Here is a 15,368-nt window from a genome sequence, read left to right as displayed (position 1 = left end):
CGTGCAGAAGAGTGAGCGCCTGCTCAACCTCCTGATCCTGCTGCTCGTGCAGCGCCGCTACGTCGGCAAGGCGCGCATCCGCGCGCTCATCGACGACTACCGCGACGCCCCCGACGAGGCCTTCGAGCGGATGTTCGAGCGCGACAAGGGAGAGCTGCGCGCCCTCGGCGTCCCCGTCGAGACCGGCTACGTCGACGGGTTCTTCGAGGACGAGCCGGGCTACCGGATCCCGGCGGACGAGTTCGCCCTGCCGGGCATCGAGCTGACCGCCGACGAGGCCGCCGTGCTCGGCCTCGCGACGCGGGTGTGGCGCCACGCCGGGCTGGCGGGTCACACCAGCGACGCACTGGCCAAGCTGGCGGCCGCGGGCATCGACGTGGACCGCGGGCGCCTGGACGTCCTCGCACCGGAGATCAGCGCCGAGGAGCCGGCGTTCGACGCGCTGTGGCAGGCCTCGCTCGACCGTCAGCGCGTCAGCTTCGACTACCAGCGGGCCGGCGCGACCGCGGCGATGAAGCGCACGCTCGAGCCGTGGGGCCTCGTCTCCACCTCGGGCCGGTGGTACGTCGTCGGTCGCGACCTCGACCGGGACGCGGAGCGGATGTTCCGGCTGTCGCGGATCCAGGGCCGGATCACCAAGATCGGTCGCGCGGGCTCGTACGCCGTGCCGCCCGGTGTCGACCTGCGCAGCCTCACCCGGCGCCTCGGCCCCGGCCCGCGCACCGAGGCCGCGACGCTGCTGGTCCGCCAGGGCAGCGGCGCGTCCCTGCGGCGTACCGGGGACGTGGTGGAGGCCGGTGTGACCGGCCCCGACGGCAGCACCGGCTGGGACCGGGTCACGCTCACCGTCTCGTCGCTCCGCTGGCTGGCCGACGAGGTGCTCGCCCACGGCACCGCGGTACGCGCGGAGGCGCCCGACGCGCTGGTCACGGAGGTCGTGCGGCGACTCGACGCGGTGCAGGAGTCCGCATGAGCTCGGCCAAGGACCAGGTCGGCCGCCTGCTGGCCCTCGTGCCGCTGATCCGGCGACGCGGCGAGATCCACGTCGACGAGGCCGCCGCGCTGCTCGGGGTCAGCCCTGCGCAGCTCGTGACGGACCTGCGTGTCCTCATCTTCTGTGGCTGGCCCGGATGGCTCCCGGGCGACCTGATCGAGGTCGACCTCGATGCCCTGGAGCCCGGCGGCGACGGCATGATCCGGATCGCCAACGCCGACTACCTCGCTGCGCCGCTGCGGCTGAGCCGCGCCGAGGCGTCGGCGCTGCTGGTGGCACTCCAGACCCTGCGCAGCAGCGCAGGCGAGGACGTGCTGCCGTCGATCGACCGCGCGGTGGCCAAGATCGAGGAGGCCGTCGGTGCCCGCCCGGTGGCGTCCGTCGCAGTCCGCCCCGGGCCGCAGGCCGCCACCCGGGCGACGCTCGAGGGCGCCGTCCGGGACAGGCGCCAGGTCGGCCTGCGCTATCTGGTCGCGTCGCGCGACGAGGTGACCGAGCGCGTGGTCGACCCCTTGGGCATCGTGACCGACGGGGGAGTGGACTACCTCGACGCATGGTGCCACCGCGCCGACGACCGGCGTTCCTTCCGGCTCGACCGGATGCTCGCGGTCACCGTGCTCGACACGCCCGCCGCTGACCACGACCTCGCCCCGCTGGACCTGTCCGAGGGCATCTTCCGGCCCGCTGCGGACCTGCCACTGGTCACGCTGCGGCTCGCCCCGGCTGCGCGGTGGGTGGCGGAGTACTACCCGGTCGAGAGCCGCGCGGAGGGCAGCGACGGGGCGCTCGACGTCACTCTCCGGGTGGCCGACGAAGCCTGGCTGCAGCGGCTCCTGCTGCGGCTGACCCCGCACGTCAGCGTCCTCGCCCCTGACGCGTACGCCGCGGCGTACCGCCAGACGGTGGCCGAGGTCCGGGCGTTGTACACCTGAGGCGTACGATTCAGCCGAACGCCCGACCCGATGCGATGAGGACGACCATGTATTCCCTGCTTGAGTTCCCCGGTGGCTGGGAGCTGCTCCTGATCCTCGCTGTCGTCGTGCTTCTCTTCGGCGCGAAGAAGCTCCCCGAGCTCGCGCGCAACAGCGGCCAGGCGCTCCGCATCTTCAAGGCCGAGACCAAGGGCCTGCGCGAGGGGGACAACGCCGACACGTCGACGGTGGAGGGCACGGTCGTCGACGGCGACAAGCCCACCGAGACGAACTGAAGGACCGCCCCGTCATGTACGGGAGCGGGATCGTCCGGCTCTTCCGTGGCGCCCCGGTCCACCCCGTCGGCGCCGACGGCCGCATGGCGCTGTCGGACCACTTCCGCGAGTTCCGGGCGCGCCTGCTCAAGATCGCGCTGATCTGGCTGGTGGGTTTCGGCCTCTCCCTCGTCTTCCACGAGCAGCTGCTCGACGTCGTCTTCGGTCCCTACCTCGACGCGCAGGCGGCCCTGCCGAAGGGCACGACGGAGCCGGTGATCCAGGGGGCCGGCCAGCCGCTCATGGTCTACCTGCAGCTCTCGGCGCTCGCGACCACCGTGCTGACCGCGCCGCTCTGGCTCTACCAGCTCTGGGCCTTCGTGCTGCCCGGACTGCACCGCCACGAGAAGAAGTGGACCGCGATCTTCGTGACCGTCGCCGGCCCGCTCTTCCTCGCCGGCGTCGCCCTGGGCTACTACACGCTGCCCAAGGGTCTGGAGATCCTGATCGGCTTCACGCCGGATAACTTCACCAACCTGGTCGACTTCAACCACTACCTGACCTTCTTCACGCGCACGCTGCTGATGTTCGGCATCGCGTTCGAGATCCCGGTCTTCGTGGTGCTGCTGAACCTCGCCGGCGTGGTCAAGGGCGCGACCCTCGCGGCGTACCGGCACTGGATCATCATCTTCGTCTTCGTTTTCGCGGCGATCGCGACGCCGTCGACGGATCCGTTCACCATGACGGCCATGGCGATCCCGATGTGCCTGCTCTTCTTCGTCTCCGAGGGCGTCGCGCGCGTCCACGACCGGCGCAAGGTCGCGGCCGACCCCTTCGCCGGCCTGTCGCCCGACGAGGCGTCACCGATCTGATCCGGCAGCGGACTAGGGTCGTGGTGTGACCTCGCCGTCTGAGCAGTACGCCGCATTCCGCAAGCGCCAGGAGTTCCCGGTCTTCGCCGAGTTCGCCTCGCTGTACGACTTCCCGCTCGACGACTTCCAGGTCCGCGCGGCCCACGAGCTGGAGCGGGGCCGCGGCGTCCTGGTCGCCGCGCCCACCGGCTCGGGCAAGACGATCGTGGGCGAGTTCGCGATCCACCTGGCGCTCACACAGGGCCGCAAGTGCTTCTACACCGCGCCGATCAAGGCGCTGAGCAACCAGAAGTTCCACGACCTCGTCGAGCGCTACGGCCCCGAGAAGGTCGGCCTGCTCACCGGCGACAACAGCGTCAACAGCGAGGCTCCGATCGTCGTGATGACGACCGAGGTGCTCCGCAACATGCTGTACGCCGGCTCCCGCACGCTGGCGGGCCTGAGCCACGTCGTCATGGACGAGGTCCACTACCTCGCCGACCGCTCCCGCGGCGCCGTGTGGGAGGAGGTGATCATCCACCTGCCCGACTCGGTGGCCCTGGTCGCCCTCTCCGCCACGGTCTCCAACGCCGAGGAGTTCGGCGAGTGGCTCAACACGGTGCGTGACGAGGTCACCACGATCGTCGAGGAGAAGCGCCCGGTACCGCTCTTCCAGCACGTCATGGTGGGCCGCCACCTGCACGACCTCTTCGCCGACTCCGACGTCGACGCGAAGGCCGGCTTCGTCCGCGAGGGAGCGCCGGTCAACCCGCAGCTCATGCGGGTGGCCCGCGACGACTGGGCCTCCAGCCGCACCCGCGACCGGCGTACGCCGCGCGACAAGCGCAAGCCGGGCCAGAAGAACGTCGGCAACGGCCGGCGTGTCTGGATCCCCAGCCGCGTCGAGGTGATCGAGCGCCTCGACCGCGAGGGGCTGCTGCCTGCGATCACCTTCATCTTCAGCCGGGTGGGCTGTGATGCAGCCGTCACCCAGTGCCTCGACGCCAACCTGCGGCTGACCAGCCCGGAGGAGCGCGACGAGATCTTCGCGTACGTCGAGGCGAAGGTGCGCCACCTGCCCGCGGCCGACCTCCAGGTGCTCGGCTACCACGAGTTCCTCGACGGCCTCACGCGCGGCGTCGCTGCGCACCACGCCGGCATGCTGCCGACGTTCAAGGAGTGCGTCGAGGAGCTCTTCCAGCGGGGCCTCTGCAAGGTCGTCTTCGCGACCGAGACCCTCGCGCTCGGCATCAACATGCCGGCGCGCACGGTCGTCATCGAGAAGCTGACCAAGTGGAACGGCGAGACCCACGCCGACATCACGCCGGGGGAGTACACCCAGCTGACCGGCCGCGCCGGGCGCCGGGGCCTCGACGTCGAGGGGCACGGCGTGGTCCTGTGGCAGCCGGGCACCAACCCGAAGGAGCTGGCCGGTCTCGCCTCGACCCGCACCTACCCGCTCCGGTCGTCGTTCCGGCCCAGCTACAACATGGCCGTCAACCTCGTGCACCAGGTCGGCCGCGAGCGCGCACGCGAGCTGCTCGAGGCCTCCTTCGCGCAGTTCCAGGCCGACAAGGCGGTCGTGGGCCTCGCCCGGCAGCACCGGAAGGCCGAGGACGCGCTCGAGGGCTACAAGGAGGCGGCCCAGTGCCACCTCGGCGACTTCATGGAGTACGCCGCGCTCCGACGCCGCATCTCCGACGTGGAGAAGGCGGCCGCACGCGACCGGCGTACCGATCGCCGCGACGAGGTCGTCGCCGCGCTCGAGAAGCTCCGTCCCGGCGACGTGATCCGGGTGCCCAACGGGAAGTTCGCCGGCTACGCCGTCGTCGTCGATCCCGGGATCTCGACCGAGGGCCCGCGGCCCTACGTCGTGACGCTCGACCGCCAGGCCCGTCGCCTGGCCCTGATCGACTTCCAGACGCCGGTCGCGCCCCTCGCGAGGCTGCGGATCCCGAAGGGCTTCAGCGGGCGCAACCCGCAGCAGCGCCGTGACCTCGCCTCCGCCCTCCGCGAGAAGACGCTCTACGGCTTCCCGGAGGAGCAGCGCGGGGACCGACAGGGCACCCGTCCGCGCTCGGGCTCCCGGCACCACGCCACCGACGAGGCCGACGCCCTGCGGCGACAGCTCAAGCAGCACCCGTGCCATGGCTGCGACGACCGGGAGGACCACGCCCGGTGGGCCGAGCGGTACTTCAAGCTGCAGCGCGACGCCGACACGCTCCAGCGGCGCATCGAGTCGCGCACCAACACGATCGCCCGCCAGTTCGACCGGGTCTGCGACGTGCTCTCCAGCCTGGGCTACCTCGAGGAGCAGGACGGCACGACGGTCGTGACCGACGAGGGTCGCCACCTCATGCGGATCCACACCGAGATGGACCTCGTCGCGGCCGAGTGCCTGCGTGCCGGCCTCTGGGACGAGCTGGATCCTTCCGAGCTCGCCGCGGTGCTCTCGGTCCTCGTCTTCGAGGGGCGCCGGGCCGACGACTCGGCGGCTCCGCGGCTGCCCGGCGGCATCGTCAAGGACGTGGTGGGCGAGATGGTGCACCTGTGGGCGAAGCTCGACGTGCTCGAGAAGGAGAACCGGCTCGACTTCCTCCGGGAGCCCGATCTCGGGTTCGCCTGGGCTGCCTGGCGCTGGGCCGAGGGCGACGACCTCGACGACGTGCTGCGCGAGACCGGTCTGGCGGCGGGTGACTTCGTGCGCTGGACCAAGCAGCTGCTCGACCTCACCGACCAGGTCGCCGCTGCGACCGGGGACGGTGCCATGCGTACGGTCGCCCGCGAGGCCGGCGCCCGCATGCGCCGCGGCGTGGTCGCGTTCTCGACGCTGGGTGACGACGACTGAGCGAACGGTCGGACACCCGACCGCTACTGGTCGACGACGTGTGCGAGGACGGTGAGGTCGCGGTGCAGCGCGGCCGCCCGATCAGGCCCGAGAGCCGCGGCGACCTCTGACGCGAGGCGGTCCTCGATGGCACGCAGCTCGCGGGTCACGTCCTCGCCGCGGGGCGAGAGGGCGACGAGGGCACGCCTCTTGTCCGCCCGGTCGATCCGTCGCACCACGAGTGCTGACTCGGTGAGACGGTCGACGAGCCGGGTCAGCGTCGCCGCGGGAACGACGGCCGCGTCGGCGATGGTGCTCATGGTCAGCCCCGGCTGCAGCTCGAGCACCGCGAGGATCCGCCAGTGGTCGTAGGTGAGCCCGTGCTCGTCCAGCGCAGGCTGCAGCCGCTGGCGCACTGCCTGTTCGGCGTGCTTGAGCAGCAGCGAGAGGCCCGCACCCCGGGGCCCCGTCGCTGCGTCCATCGCGGGCAAAGACCCCGTCGACAGCTCACTCATGCCGATATCGTAGGCGCCACGGCCCGACGTGCGGAGGCGACATGACGGCAGAGGCATCGCGCGCGACGCAGCGCAACGCGACGCTGCCGATCGCCTTCGTGGTGCCTCTCCAGGGGCCCACGGGCATCTACGGTCCCTCCTGTCTCGCGGCGGGCCAGCTCGCGGTCGAGCAGCTCAACGCCGCACGGGGCATCCTCGGGCGCGAGGTCGAGCTCACCATCGTCGACGGCGGCCGGGATCCCGAGGTCGTCGCCTCCGAGGTGGCATCGCTGGTCCAGCGGGGCGCCGTGGAGGCGGTCGCGGGCTGGCACATCTCGGCGGTGCGCCAGGCGATCACGCGGCGCATCGGTGGCCAGGTCGTCTACGCGTACGCCGCCATGCACGAGGGCCGCGACGACACCCCCGGCGTCTTCATGCTCGGCGAGCGCCCGATCAACCAGCTGCTGCCTGCCGCGCACTGGATGCGCGAGCAGCTCGGCACCGGCCAGTGGGCGGTCATCGGCAACGACTACGTGTTCCCGCGGGTCACCGGAGCCACCGCTCGCCTCGCCCTCGACGGGGGCCCGTCCGCGATCGTCAGCGAGACCTACGTGCCACTCGGCACGCGTGACTTCCGGCAGGTGCTCCGCGAGCTGGAGGGCAGCGCGGTCGACGGCGTCATGATGCTGCTGATGGGACAGGACGCGGTCCACTTCAACCGGCAGTTCGCCCGCGCGGGCCTCGATGACCGGCTCCATCGGCTGAGCCCGGCCGTCGAGGAGAACACCCTGCTCGCCGGGGGCGCCGACTCGCACCGGGGGCTCTTCGCCGCGGCCGCCTACTTCGACGGTCACCCGACGGCCGCCGGGTCCAACCTGGCCTCGGCGTACTACGCACGGTTCGGCCGCTGGGCGCCGGTGCTCAACGCGGTCGGTGAGTCCTGCTACGAGGCGATCCACTTCCTCGAGCGGGTAGCCGACGTGTGCGGCAGCCTCGACGTGCGCGCAGTCGAGGCGCTCCAGACCGGCCACGCCTACGCCAGTCCGCGTGGCCTGCTCCGCCTCGACGGCAACCTCGTGGACCAGGATGTCTACCTCGCCGAGGCCGTGGGCATGGAGTTCGAGGTCCGCGAGCGGATCGCGCGCACGACCTGATCCCAGAGCGCGTGGTCGATCGCCTCGTGCACGGAGCCCGCGCAGGCGCGGTACAGGTGGCCGCCGGCCTCCAGGTCGTAGCGCACCGTCGCGGGCCCGGCATCGCACGAGTGAGCGCCGAGCACGACGGCCGACACCATCACGGCGTTCCCGCCGAGGAGTGCCGCTGCACGCCGGGCATCGACGTCGAGCCCCTCCACGAGTAGGGGCCTGCCGGCCGGATCGTCGCAGACGACTGTCTGGACCAGCCGCCCGGACGCCTCGCCGTGGCGGCCAAGGACGAGGACCTCCCTCACGGCGACCTGCGCCCGCTCGTGGACGACCGCCCGCGTCGTACGACGGACCCCCGCGCCGCCGCTGACCACGAACGGTTCGCCGTGCCAGATCAGGGAGGCGTCGGCTCCGACCGCCACGGAGACATCCCAGCGAGCCCATCCGCCGCCCATGTCATAGGCCACGGTGCCGCCTGGCTCCACGAGCTCCAGCGCGGCCCCGGGCCCCACCTCCACGGAGATCCTCACGTGGTCCTCGGCCAGGAGAAGCGCACCGTCGGGGACCAGTGCCACGCGCGCGGACCGGGCGTCGCTGCCGAGGAGCAGGGGCCGCACCTGGGGCGCGCCGACGGGCGCGTCGCAGGCAAGGTGGACCCGCACCCGGTCGCCGGCGAGCTCCACGCGGACGGTGGTGCTGCTCGCGACCTCAGTGGACGTGGACATGGTCACCATGGCTGTGGGCTGCCATCGGCCCCGGGTCCTGCGGGACCAGCAGACCCTCCCGGTGATGCTGGAGCTGGTGCCGGACCCACGCCGTCAGCTCGGCGATCGCGTCCGGGTCGGTCCGCGCGAGGGCGATGACCGGTCGGCCGTCGCGGGCCGCGCTGGCATCGGCGACCATCCGGTCACGGTCCACGCCCACGTGGGGCGCCAGGTCGGTCTTGTTCACGATGAGCAGGTCCGCGCGCTCGATGCCGGGCCCACCCTTGCGTGCCACGTCGCCGCCGCCGGCGATGTCGAGGACGAAGACCTGCACGTCGACCAGCGCCGGTGAGAACGTGGCCGTCAGGTTGTCGCCCCCGGACTCGATCAGCACCACGTCGAGGTCGACGTAGTCCGCCTCGAGCTCCTCCACCGCGATCAGGTTGGCGGTGATGTCGTCACGGATCGCGGTGTGCGGACAGGCGCCGGTCTCCACGGCCCGGATCCGGTCCGGATCGAGCACACCGGCGGCCCGCAGCATGCGTGCGTCCTCGTCGGTGTAGATGTCGTTGGTGACCACGGCCAGCTGCAGCGACCCGGCGAGCTCCCGGCACAGCAGGGCGATGAGGCTGCTCTTGCCGGTGCCGACGGGGCCGCAGACGCCGAGCCGCAGGGCCCGGGAGTCGCAGGCGAAGGTGGGGGCGAAGTCATCACGCACTGAACAGTCTCCTCGTGGTGCGGGCGTGGGCCTCGGCCCATGCCTCGAGCTGCGGGGCCCCCGCAGCGGGGATCTCGTGGGGGTCGAGCAGCGCGGCCACCGCGTCGGCCATCGCCTCCACGTCCGGCAGGGCGTCGTACACCCAGCAGGCGACGTCGGCCGGATCGAGCGGCAGCAGCTTGAGTGCGGCGGACCCGACGGTCTGGACGTCGTCGTAGCCGACGAGGCGGGCCAGCGAGCGCGGCGCGAGACCCGTGACGGCCGCGCAGGCGGCCAGCACGAGGGGACGCGACGGCGCGTCCAGGGACGCGACCGTGCCGATCACGGCGGCATCGGGCCAGAGACGCCGGGCCAGGCGGAGCAGGGCCTTCCCCTGGCCCCGCGAGGTACGGCGCATCGCCGCGCTCGGCGTGCGGGCGGCCCAGGCCGTCTCGACCTCGTCCAGTGCCATGCCCTGGCGCAGGCGGTGGAGCGCGACGACGGCCGAGGCCGCATCGACCCTGGTCACGGTGTGCAGCCGCGTCCTGATGTACCCGGGGACGTCGCGCAGCCCGTCTGCCACCGCCGGCTCCAGCCCTGCGGACTGGGTGTGGCCGGCGACCGGCAGGCGCGCGTCGGCGAGCAGCATCAGCACGAGGTCGCTGGCGGTGGCGGGAGACGTCATGGCTCAGAACATCGTGTAGAGCTGCGCCAGCGGCAGCCGCTCGGCGGGCAGGGGCACCACGCGCTGGCCGTCGATGGAGATCGCGAACGTCTCCGGGTCGACCTCGATCCGCGGCAGCGCGTCGTTGTGCACCATGTCGGCCTTGCCGATGTCGCGGGTCGGCGCCACCCCGACCAGGCGCCGGCGCAGTCCGAGCCGCTCGGCCAGGCCGTCCTCGATCGCGGACGGCGCGACGAAGGTGACGGCGTGGTCGGCCCCCGCTCCGTCGGCGGGATCCACGAGCGTGTGCCGCATCAGCTGGGGCTGCGGGGTCGGGATGGACGCGTTCGGGTCGCCGAGTGCGCCCCAGACCAGCATGCCGCCCTTGATCACGACCTCCGGACGGATCCCGAAGAAGCGCGGGTCCCACAGCACGAGGTCGGCCAGCTTGCCGGTCTCCACCGAGCCGACCTCGTCGGCGATGCCGTGGGCGATGGCCGGGTTGATCGTGTACTTGGCGACGTAGCGCGTGGCGCGGAGGTTGTCGGCGACACCGCCGATCGGGCCGAGCCGGTTCTTCATGGCATGCGCGACCTGCCAGGTCCGGCAGACCACCTCGCCGATACGCCCCATGGCCTGCGCGTCGGAGGAGGTGATCGAGAGGGCGCCCATGTCGTGCAGCAGGTCCTCGGCCGCGATCGTCGTCGCCCGGATCCGCGACTCGGCGAAGGCGAGGTCCTCCGGGACACGGGGGTTGAGGTGGTGGCAAACCATCAGCATGTCGAGGTGCTCGGCCACGGTGTTGACGGTGTGGGGCAGCGTCGGGTTGGTCGAGCCCGGGATGACGTGCGGGAGCGACGCGACCTCGAGGATGTCCGGGGCGTGTCCGCCTCCGGCACCTTCCGCGTGGAAGGCGTGGATGGAGCGCCCGCCGATCGCACGCACCGTCGACTCGAGGTAGCCCGCCTCGTTGAGGCTGTCGGAGTGGAGCGCGACCTGGAGGCCGTGCTCGTCGGCAGCCCGCAGGGCCGCGTCGATCGCCGCGGGCGTCGAGCCCCAGTCCTCGTGCACCTTGTACGCCGCAGCTCCCGCCAGCGCCTGCTCGGCGAGGCCGGCCGCGGAGACCGTGTTGCCCTTGCCCATCAGCAGGACGTTGAGCGGCAGCGAGTCCAGCGCGCGGTGCACGGACTGCAGGTGCCACGCACCCGGCGTCACGGTGGTGGCCTTCGATCCCTCGGAGGGTCCGGTGCCACCGCCTCCGACCGTCGTGATGCCGGTCGCGAGTGCCTCCATCAGCTGAGAACGCGAGAGGAAGTGCACGTGCACGTCGATCGCACCGGCGGTGAGGATCCGGCCCTCGCCGGAGATCACGTCGGTCGACGGACCGATCCGGAGCAGCGGGTGCACGCCGTCGCTGATGTCGGGGTTGCCGGCGCGGCCCAGGGCGACGATGCGCCCGTCGCGGATGCCGACGTCGGCCTTGAACACGCCGGTGTGGTCGAGCACGAGCGCGTTGGTGATCACCGTGTCCGGAGCACCCTCGGCGCGCGTGGTCGTGCCCTGTGCCATCGACTCCCGGATCGACTTCCCGCCGCCGAAGACCGCCTCGTCGCCGCCGAACGTCAGGTCCCGCTCCACCTCGATCCACAGGTCGGTGTCGCCGAGGCGGACCTGGTCGCCGACGGTCGGGCCGTAGAGCGCGGCGTACTGCTCGCGCGTCACGAAGACCACTCAGGACTCCTTGATCTGGATGCCGGGAACGAGGCCGGGACCGCCCAGGGCGACGATGTCGACCTCGCGTGACGCACCGGGCTCGAACCGGCGTGAGGTCCCGGAGGGGATGTCGAGCCGGAAGCCGCGGGCGGCCTCACGGTCGAAGTCCAGCGCGCTGTTCGCATCGGGGAGGTGCAGGTGCGAGCCGACCTGGATCGGGCGGTCGCCGGTGTTCAGCACGACGAGCGTGCGGCGCAGCCGCCCGGCGTTCAGCTCGAGGGTGCCGTCGGTGACCCGGAAGGAGCCGGGTCCGGTCGTGGAGATGGCCATGGGTCCTCCTAGGCGATCGGCTGGTGGATCGTGACGAGCTTGCGGCCGTCCGGGAACGTGGCCTCCACCTGGACGTCGCGCAGCATCGACGCGACCTCGGGCATCACCTGGTCACGGGTGAGGACCTCGCGTCCGAGGACCATGAGGTCCGAGACCTTGAGGCCGTCACGCGCCCGCTCGATCACCCACGTGGACAGGTAGGCCACCGCTTCGGGGTAGTTGAGCCGTACACCGCGCGCCAGCCGGTCGCGGGCCACCATGCCCGCGACGGAGAGGAGCAGCTTCTCGGTGTCACTCTGCGTGAGGTGCATGTCAGACCGCCATCGCTGCCCGGACGGCACCCTCGGCGCCGTCACCGCCGTCGCCGGTCGAGGTGATCCGGCCGGACTCGAGCACGTAGTAGCGGTCGGTCACGCGAAGCGCGAACCCGACGTGCTGCTCCACGAGCAGCACCGACAGGTCACCGCGCTCGGCGAGGCGCGTGATCACCTGCTCGATCTCCTCGACGACGTTGGGCTGGATCCCCTCGGTCGGCTCGTCGAGGATCAGCAGCCGCGGCTGCGTCAGGAGGGTGCGCGCGATCGCGAGCTGCTGGCGCTGGCCGCCCGAGAGCAGCCCAGCACGCCTCCCCAGCTGCGCGCGCAGCGCGGGGAACGTGTCGAGGACGCCGTCCACCGCCGCCCGCTCGGTGCTGACGAGGTGCAGGTTCTCGAGAGTCGTCATCTGCGGGAAGCAGAGCTGACCCTGCGGGACGTAGCCCAGACCGCGCCGCACCCGGGCGCTCGGCCGGAGCCTCGTCACGTCCTCGCCGTCCAGCAGCACCTGGCCCCGCTTCACCGGGAGCAGGCCGCAGGCGACCCGGAGGAGCGTGGTCTTGCCGGCGCCGTTGTGGCCCATGATCGCAGCGGCCTGGCCGGTGGGGATGCTGATGCTCACGTCGTCGAGCACCATGGTGCGCCCGTAGCCGGCCGTCACCGACTTCAGCTCAAGCATGGACCTGTCCCTTCGCCGTCCGGCCCAGATAGACCTCCTGGACGGCCTCGTTGGCCTGGATCTCGGCGACGGTGCCCTCGGCGAGCACCTTGCCGGCGTGCATGACGGTGACCAGGTCGGCGTACGTGCGCACGAAGTCCATGTCGTGCTCGATGACGACGATGGTCCGGTCGCCCCCGATCCGCCTCAGCAGGTCGCCGGTACCGGCACGCTCCTCCGCGCTCATGCCCGCGACCGTCTCGTCGAGGAACATCACGCGCGCGTCCTGGACGAGCAGCATGCCGATCTCGAGCCACTGCTTCTGGCCGTGGGCGAGCACGCCCGCGGGCCGGTGGCGCAGGTCGGAGAGGCCGATGGTCTCGAGCGCCTCCTCGACCTTCGCCGGAACGCCGTGTCGGGCGAACGCGAGCTTCCACGCGGGTCGGTGCAGGCCCGCTGCGATGTCGAGGTTCTGCAGCACGGACAGCTGCTCGAAGACCGTGGCGGTCTGGAAGGTCCGCCCGATGCCTGCGCGGACGATCTTGTGCGACCGCATGCCGAGCAGCTCCTTCCCGCCGTACGACGCCGAGCCGGTGCCCTTCACCAGGCCGGTCAGGGCGTCGACCAGCGTCGTCTTGCCCGCGCCGTTGGGGCCGATCAGGAAGTGCAGCTCGCCCGGAGCGAACGTGATGTCGACGCCGGAGACGGCCTTGAAGCCGTCGAAGGCGACGCTGAGGTCCCGGACGAGCAGGGCCTCAGGATGCAGGTGACGATCGGTCATGCCGATTCCGCCTTCCGGTGAGGGGGACGCACGCGGGCCAGGGCGGCAGCTCCCCGGCTGCCGAGCGAGGCGATGCCGCCGGGGAGGGCGATGGTGACCACGATGAAGAGCAGTCCGAGCAGGTAGATCCACGCGCCGGGCCACCGCTCGGAGAGCGTGGACTGCCCGTAGCCGACGGCGAGGGCCCCGAGCACCGGGCCGAAGAGCGCCGCACGCCCACCCAGGGCGACACCGGCGATGAAGAAGATCGACGCTGCCGCGTCCATCGACTTCGGCGCCATGATGCCCGCGATCGGCACGAACATCGCACCGCCGATGCTGGCCATCACGGCGGCCACCACGAAGGCGACCAGCTTGACGTTGGCTGGGTCGTAGCCCAGGAAGCGGACCCGTTCCTCCGCGTCGCGGGTGGCGACCAGCAGCTCCCCGAAGCGGCTGCGGTAGAGCTGCCAGGCCACGACGAGGCAGCCGACGAGCAGCGAGGCCGTGATGGTGAAGATCAGCCGGCGGTTGAGCGGGTCGTCGAGGGTGTACCCGAAGAACGAGGTGAACCCGGAGAGGCCCGTGTCGCCACCGGTGTACTTGATGGTGCCGCTGATCAGGGTCGCCAGCGCGACCGCGAGTGCCTGGGTCAGGATCGCGAAGTAGGCACCCTTGACCCGGCGCTTGAAGATGGCGAAGCCGAGCACCGAGGCGACCACCACCGGAGCCACGACGATCATTGCGATCGTGAACGCACCACTGCGGAAGGGCTCCCAGAACGCCGGCAGGGGAGCGAGCGGGTCGTAGAGGATCATGAACGTCGGGATGCCACCCTCGCCGACGGACTCGAGCTGCATGTGCATGCCCATGGCGTAGGCGCCGAGCGCGAAGAACACGCCCTGGCCCATCACCAGCATCCCGCCGCGGCCCCAGACCAGGCCGATGCCGACGGCGACCATCGCCCAGCAGCAGTACTTCGCGAGGTTGTTGAGGCGCAGGTCGCTGAGGACGGCGGGCGCCACGACCAGGAGCGCGATGGCCAGCGCAGCGATGCCGACGAGCGGCAGGAGTGACTTGAGCCTGGTGGTCATGCGAGCCCCCGGGTGCGGACCGTGAACAGGCCCTGCGGCCTGACCTGAAGGAAGATCACGACGAGGACGAAGACGATCACCTGCGCGATGCTGCCCGTCGTCCACTGGGTGAAGAACGCCGTCGACACGCCGACCACCCAGGCCGCGATGATGGTGCCCTTGAGCTGGCCGAGACCCCCGGCCACCACGACCAGGAACGCCGAGACGATGTACTTGGTGCCGAGCGTCGAGTCGGTGGCGGCGATCAGGGAGATCGCGACGCCGGCCACGCCGGCGAGGCCGGAACCCACGAAGAAGGTGATCCGGTCCACCTGGCGGGTGGAGACGCCGAGCGTCTCCGCGAGCGCGCGGTTCTGCACCGTCGCCCGGATCTGGCGACCGAACGCCGTGAACTTGAGCAGCGCTGCAAGGGCGGTGAGGCAGGCGGCCGCCAGGACGATCGTGAACAGCTGCCGGAGCGGCCACTCGTAGCCGAAGACGTCGAGCTGGTGGTCGAGCCAGTCGGGGGTGACCACGCCGACGCCCTGGCTCGGGAAGGTGTCCAGCACGACCTGGCGCAGGATCATCGCGACACCGACGGTCGCGAGCAGCGTGTCGAGCGGACGGTCGTACATCCAGCGGATCACGGTCGCCTCGAGGGCGACGCCCAGCAGGCCGGCGACGACGAACGCGACCGGCAGGGCCACCAGGATCGAGCCGTTGGTGCTGGAGATCGCCTGCTGGATGACGTAGCCGGTCAGTGCCCCGGCGAGCAGGAACTCGCCGTGCGCCATGTTGATGACGCCCATCTGGCCGAACGTCAGCGCCAGGCCGAGCGCGGCGATGAGCAGGAGGGCACCGTCTGCGGTGCCGTTGAGGAGCGGAGCGATGAGGGAATCCACGCAGGGGACCTTCCGGTGACGACGTCGATGCGTCGAAGAGGCGGGGGAGCGGGGCC

The 15,368-nt window shown here is 71.5% G+C and carries 17 protein-coding genes; 6 read left to right on the top strand and 11 right to left on the bottom strand.

Annotation, left to right across the window (positions count from 1 at the left end; all coding sequences use genetic code 11):
• The first annotated feature begins 1 nt into the window (after position 1).
• Genes Q5722_RS00500 through Q5722_RS00480 form a run of 5 tightly spaced genes read left to right on the top strand, consistent with a single transcriptional unit; the run spans position 2 to position 5,879 of the window.
• Positions 2-973, top strand: coding sequence for a helix-turn-helix transcriptional regulator (locus tag Q5722_RS00500; RefSeq protein WP_305026256.1), 972 nt, complete (start codon positions 2-4; stop codon positions 971-973).
• Positions 970-1,926 (top strand): helix-turn-helix transcriptional regulator, encoded by a 957-nt coding sequence (locus tag Q5722_RS00495; protein WP_305026255.1) that lies wholly within the window; start codon positions 970-972, stop codon positions 1,924-1,926. Before Q5722_RS00500 ends, Q5722_RS00495 begins: the two co-directional genes overlap by 4 nt.
• Positions 1,927-1,973: 47 nt before the next feature.
• Positions 1,974-2,201 (top strand): twin-arginine translocase TatA/TatE family subunit, encoded by a 228-nt coding sequence (gene tatA, locus Q5722_RS00490; RefSeq protein ID WP_305026254.1) that lies wholly within the window; start codon positions 1,974-1,976, stop codon positions 2,199-2,201.
• A 14-nt stretch (positions 2,202-2,215) separates the two neighbouring features.
• Positions 2,216-3,052 carry a twin-arginine translocase subunit TatC gene (gene tatC, locus Q5722_RS00485; RefSeq protein WP_305026253.1) on the top strand — a complete coding sequence of 279 codons (837 nt, stop codon included), beginning with the start codon at positions 2,216-2,218 and terminating at the stop codon, positions 3,050-3,052.
• A 25-nt stretch (positions 3,053-3,077) separates the two neighbouring features.
• Positions 3,078-5,879 (top strand): DEAD/DEAH box helicase, encoded by a 2,802-nt coding sequence (locus tag Q5722_RS00480; RefSeq protein ID WP_305026252.1) that lies wholly within the window; start codon positions 3,078-3,080, stop codon positions 5,877-5,879.
• A gap of 23 nt (positions 5,880-5,902) precedes the next feature.
• Here Q5722_RS00480 and Q5722_RS00475 read toward each other — a convergent pair whose 3' ends face one another.
• Positions 5,903-6,373: a MarR family winged helix-turn-helix transcriptional regulator gene (locus Q5722_RS00475; RefSeq protein ID WP_305026251.1), complete on the bottom strand. Its 471-nt coding sequence runs from the start codon at positions 6,371-6,373 to the stop codon at positions 5,903-5,905.
• A gap of 41 nt (positions 6,374-6,414) precedes the next feature.
• On the opposite strand from Q5722_RS00475, the gene Q5722_RS00470 reads away from it, so the two are divergent.
• Positions 6,415-7,506 carry a substrate-binding domain-containing protein gene (locus Q5722_RS00470; protein ID WP_305026250.1) on the top strand — a complete coding sequence of 364 codons (1,092 nt, stop codon included), beginning with the start codon at positions 6,415-6,417 and terminating at the stop codon, positions 7,504-7,506.
• On the opposite strand, the gene Q5722_RS00465 is transcribed toward Q5722_RS00470, so the two are convergent.
• The 10 genes from Q5722_RS00465 to urtB are packed head-to-tail and all read right to left on the bottom strand — an operon-like array spanning position 7,443 to position 15,312.
• On the bottom strand, positions 7,443-8,222 hold the full coding sequence (locus Q5722_RS00465; RefSeq protein ID WP_305026249.1) for an urease accessory protein UreD: 780 nt from the start codon (positions 8,220-8,222) through the stop codon (positions 7,443-7,445). The two genes, Q5722_RS00470 and Q5722_RS00465, sit on opposite strands and share 64 nt — an antisense overlap.
• Positions 8,206-8,919, bottom strand: a complete 714-nt coding sequence (ureG, locus tag Q5722_RS00460; RefSeq protein ID WP_305026248.1) for an urease accessory protein UreG — start codon at positions 8,917-8,919, stop codon at positions 8,206-8,208. The genes Q5722_RS00465 and ureG overlap by 17 nt, the downstream gene beginning before the upstream one ends.
• Positions 8,912-9,583, bottom strand: a complete 672-nt coding sequence (locus Q5722_RS00455) for an urease accessory protein UreF (protein WP_305026247.1) — start codon at positions 9,581-9,583, stop codon at positions 8,912-8,914. The genes ureG and Q5722_RS00455 overlap by 8 nt, the downstream gene beginning before the upstream one ends.
• A gap of 3 nt (positions 9,584-9,586) precedes the next feature.
• Positions 9,587-11,293 (bottom strand): urease subunit alpha, encoded by a 1,707-nt coding sequence (locus Q5722_RS00450; RefSeq protein WP_305026246.1) that lies wholly within the window; start codon positions 11,291-11,293, stop codon positions 9,587-9,589.
• Positions 11,294-11,605 carry an urease subunit beta gene (ureB, locus tag Q5722_RS00445; RefSeq protein WP_369415005.1) on the bottom strand — a complete coding sequence of 104 codons (312 nt, stop codon included), beginning with the start codon at positions 11,603-11,605 and terminating at the stop codon, positions 11,294-11,296.
• A gap of 8 nt (positions 11,606-11,613) precedes the next feature.
• Entirely contained in the window at positions 11,614-11,916 is a 303-nt protein-coding gene (locus Q5722_RS00440) for an urease subunit gamma (RefSeq protein WP_305026245.1), read from the bottom strand.
• Position 11,917: 1 nt separating this feature from the next.
• Positions 11,918-12,598, bottom strand: coding sequence for an ATP-binding cassette domain-containing protein (locus Q5722_RS00435; RefSeq protein ID WP_305026244.1), 681 nt, complete (start codon positions 12,596-12,598; stop codon positions 11,918-11,920).
• A complete protein-coding gene (urtD, locus tag Q5722_RS00430; protein ID WP_305026243.1) occupies positions 12,591-13,358 on the bottom strand; it encodes an urea ABC transporter ATP-binding protein UrtD in 768 nt (255 codons plus the stop codon). Before urtD ends, Q5722_RS00435 begins: the two co-directional genes overlap by 8 nt.
• Positions 13,355-14,431 (bottom strand): urea ABC transporter permease subunit UrtC, encoded by a 1,077-nt coding sequence (gene urtC, locus Q5722_RS00425; RefSeq protein WP_305026242.1) that lies wholly within the window; start codon positions 14,429-14,431, stop codon positions 13,355-13,357. Before urtC ends, urtD begins: the two co-directional genes overlap by 4 nt.
• On the bottom strand, positions 14,428-15,312 hold the full coding sequence (gene urtB, locus Q5722_RS00420) for an urea ABC transporter permease subunit UrtB (protein ID WP_305026241.1): 885 nt from the start codon (positions 15,310-15,312) through the stop codon (positions 14,428-14,430). The genes urtC and urtB overlap by 4 nt, the downstream gene beginning before the upstream one ends.
• Positions 15,313-15,368: the final 56 nt, after the last annotated feature.

The organism is Nocardioides jiangxiensis, from assembly GCF_030580915.1.
Taxonomy (GTDB): domain Bacteria; phylum Actinomycetota; class Actinomycetes; order Propionibacteriales; family Nocardioidaceae; genus Nocardioides; species Nocardioides jiangxiensis.
The sequence above is the reverse complement of the archived record's forward strand: the minus strand, read 5'-3'. Positions and strand labels throughout refer to the sequence as shown.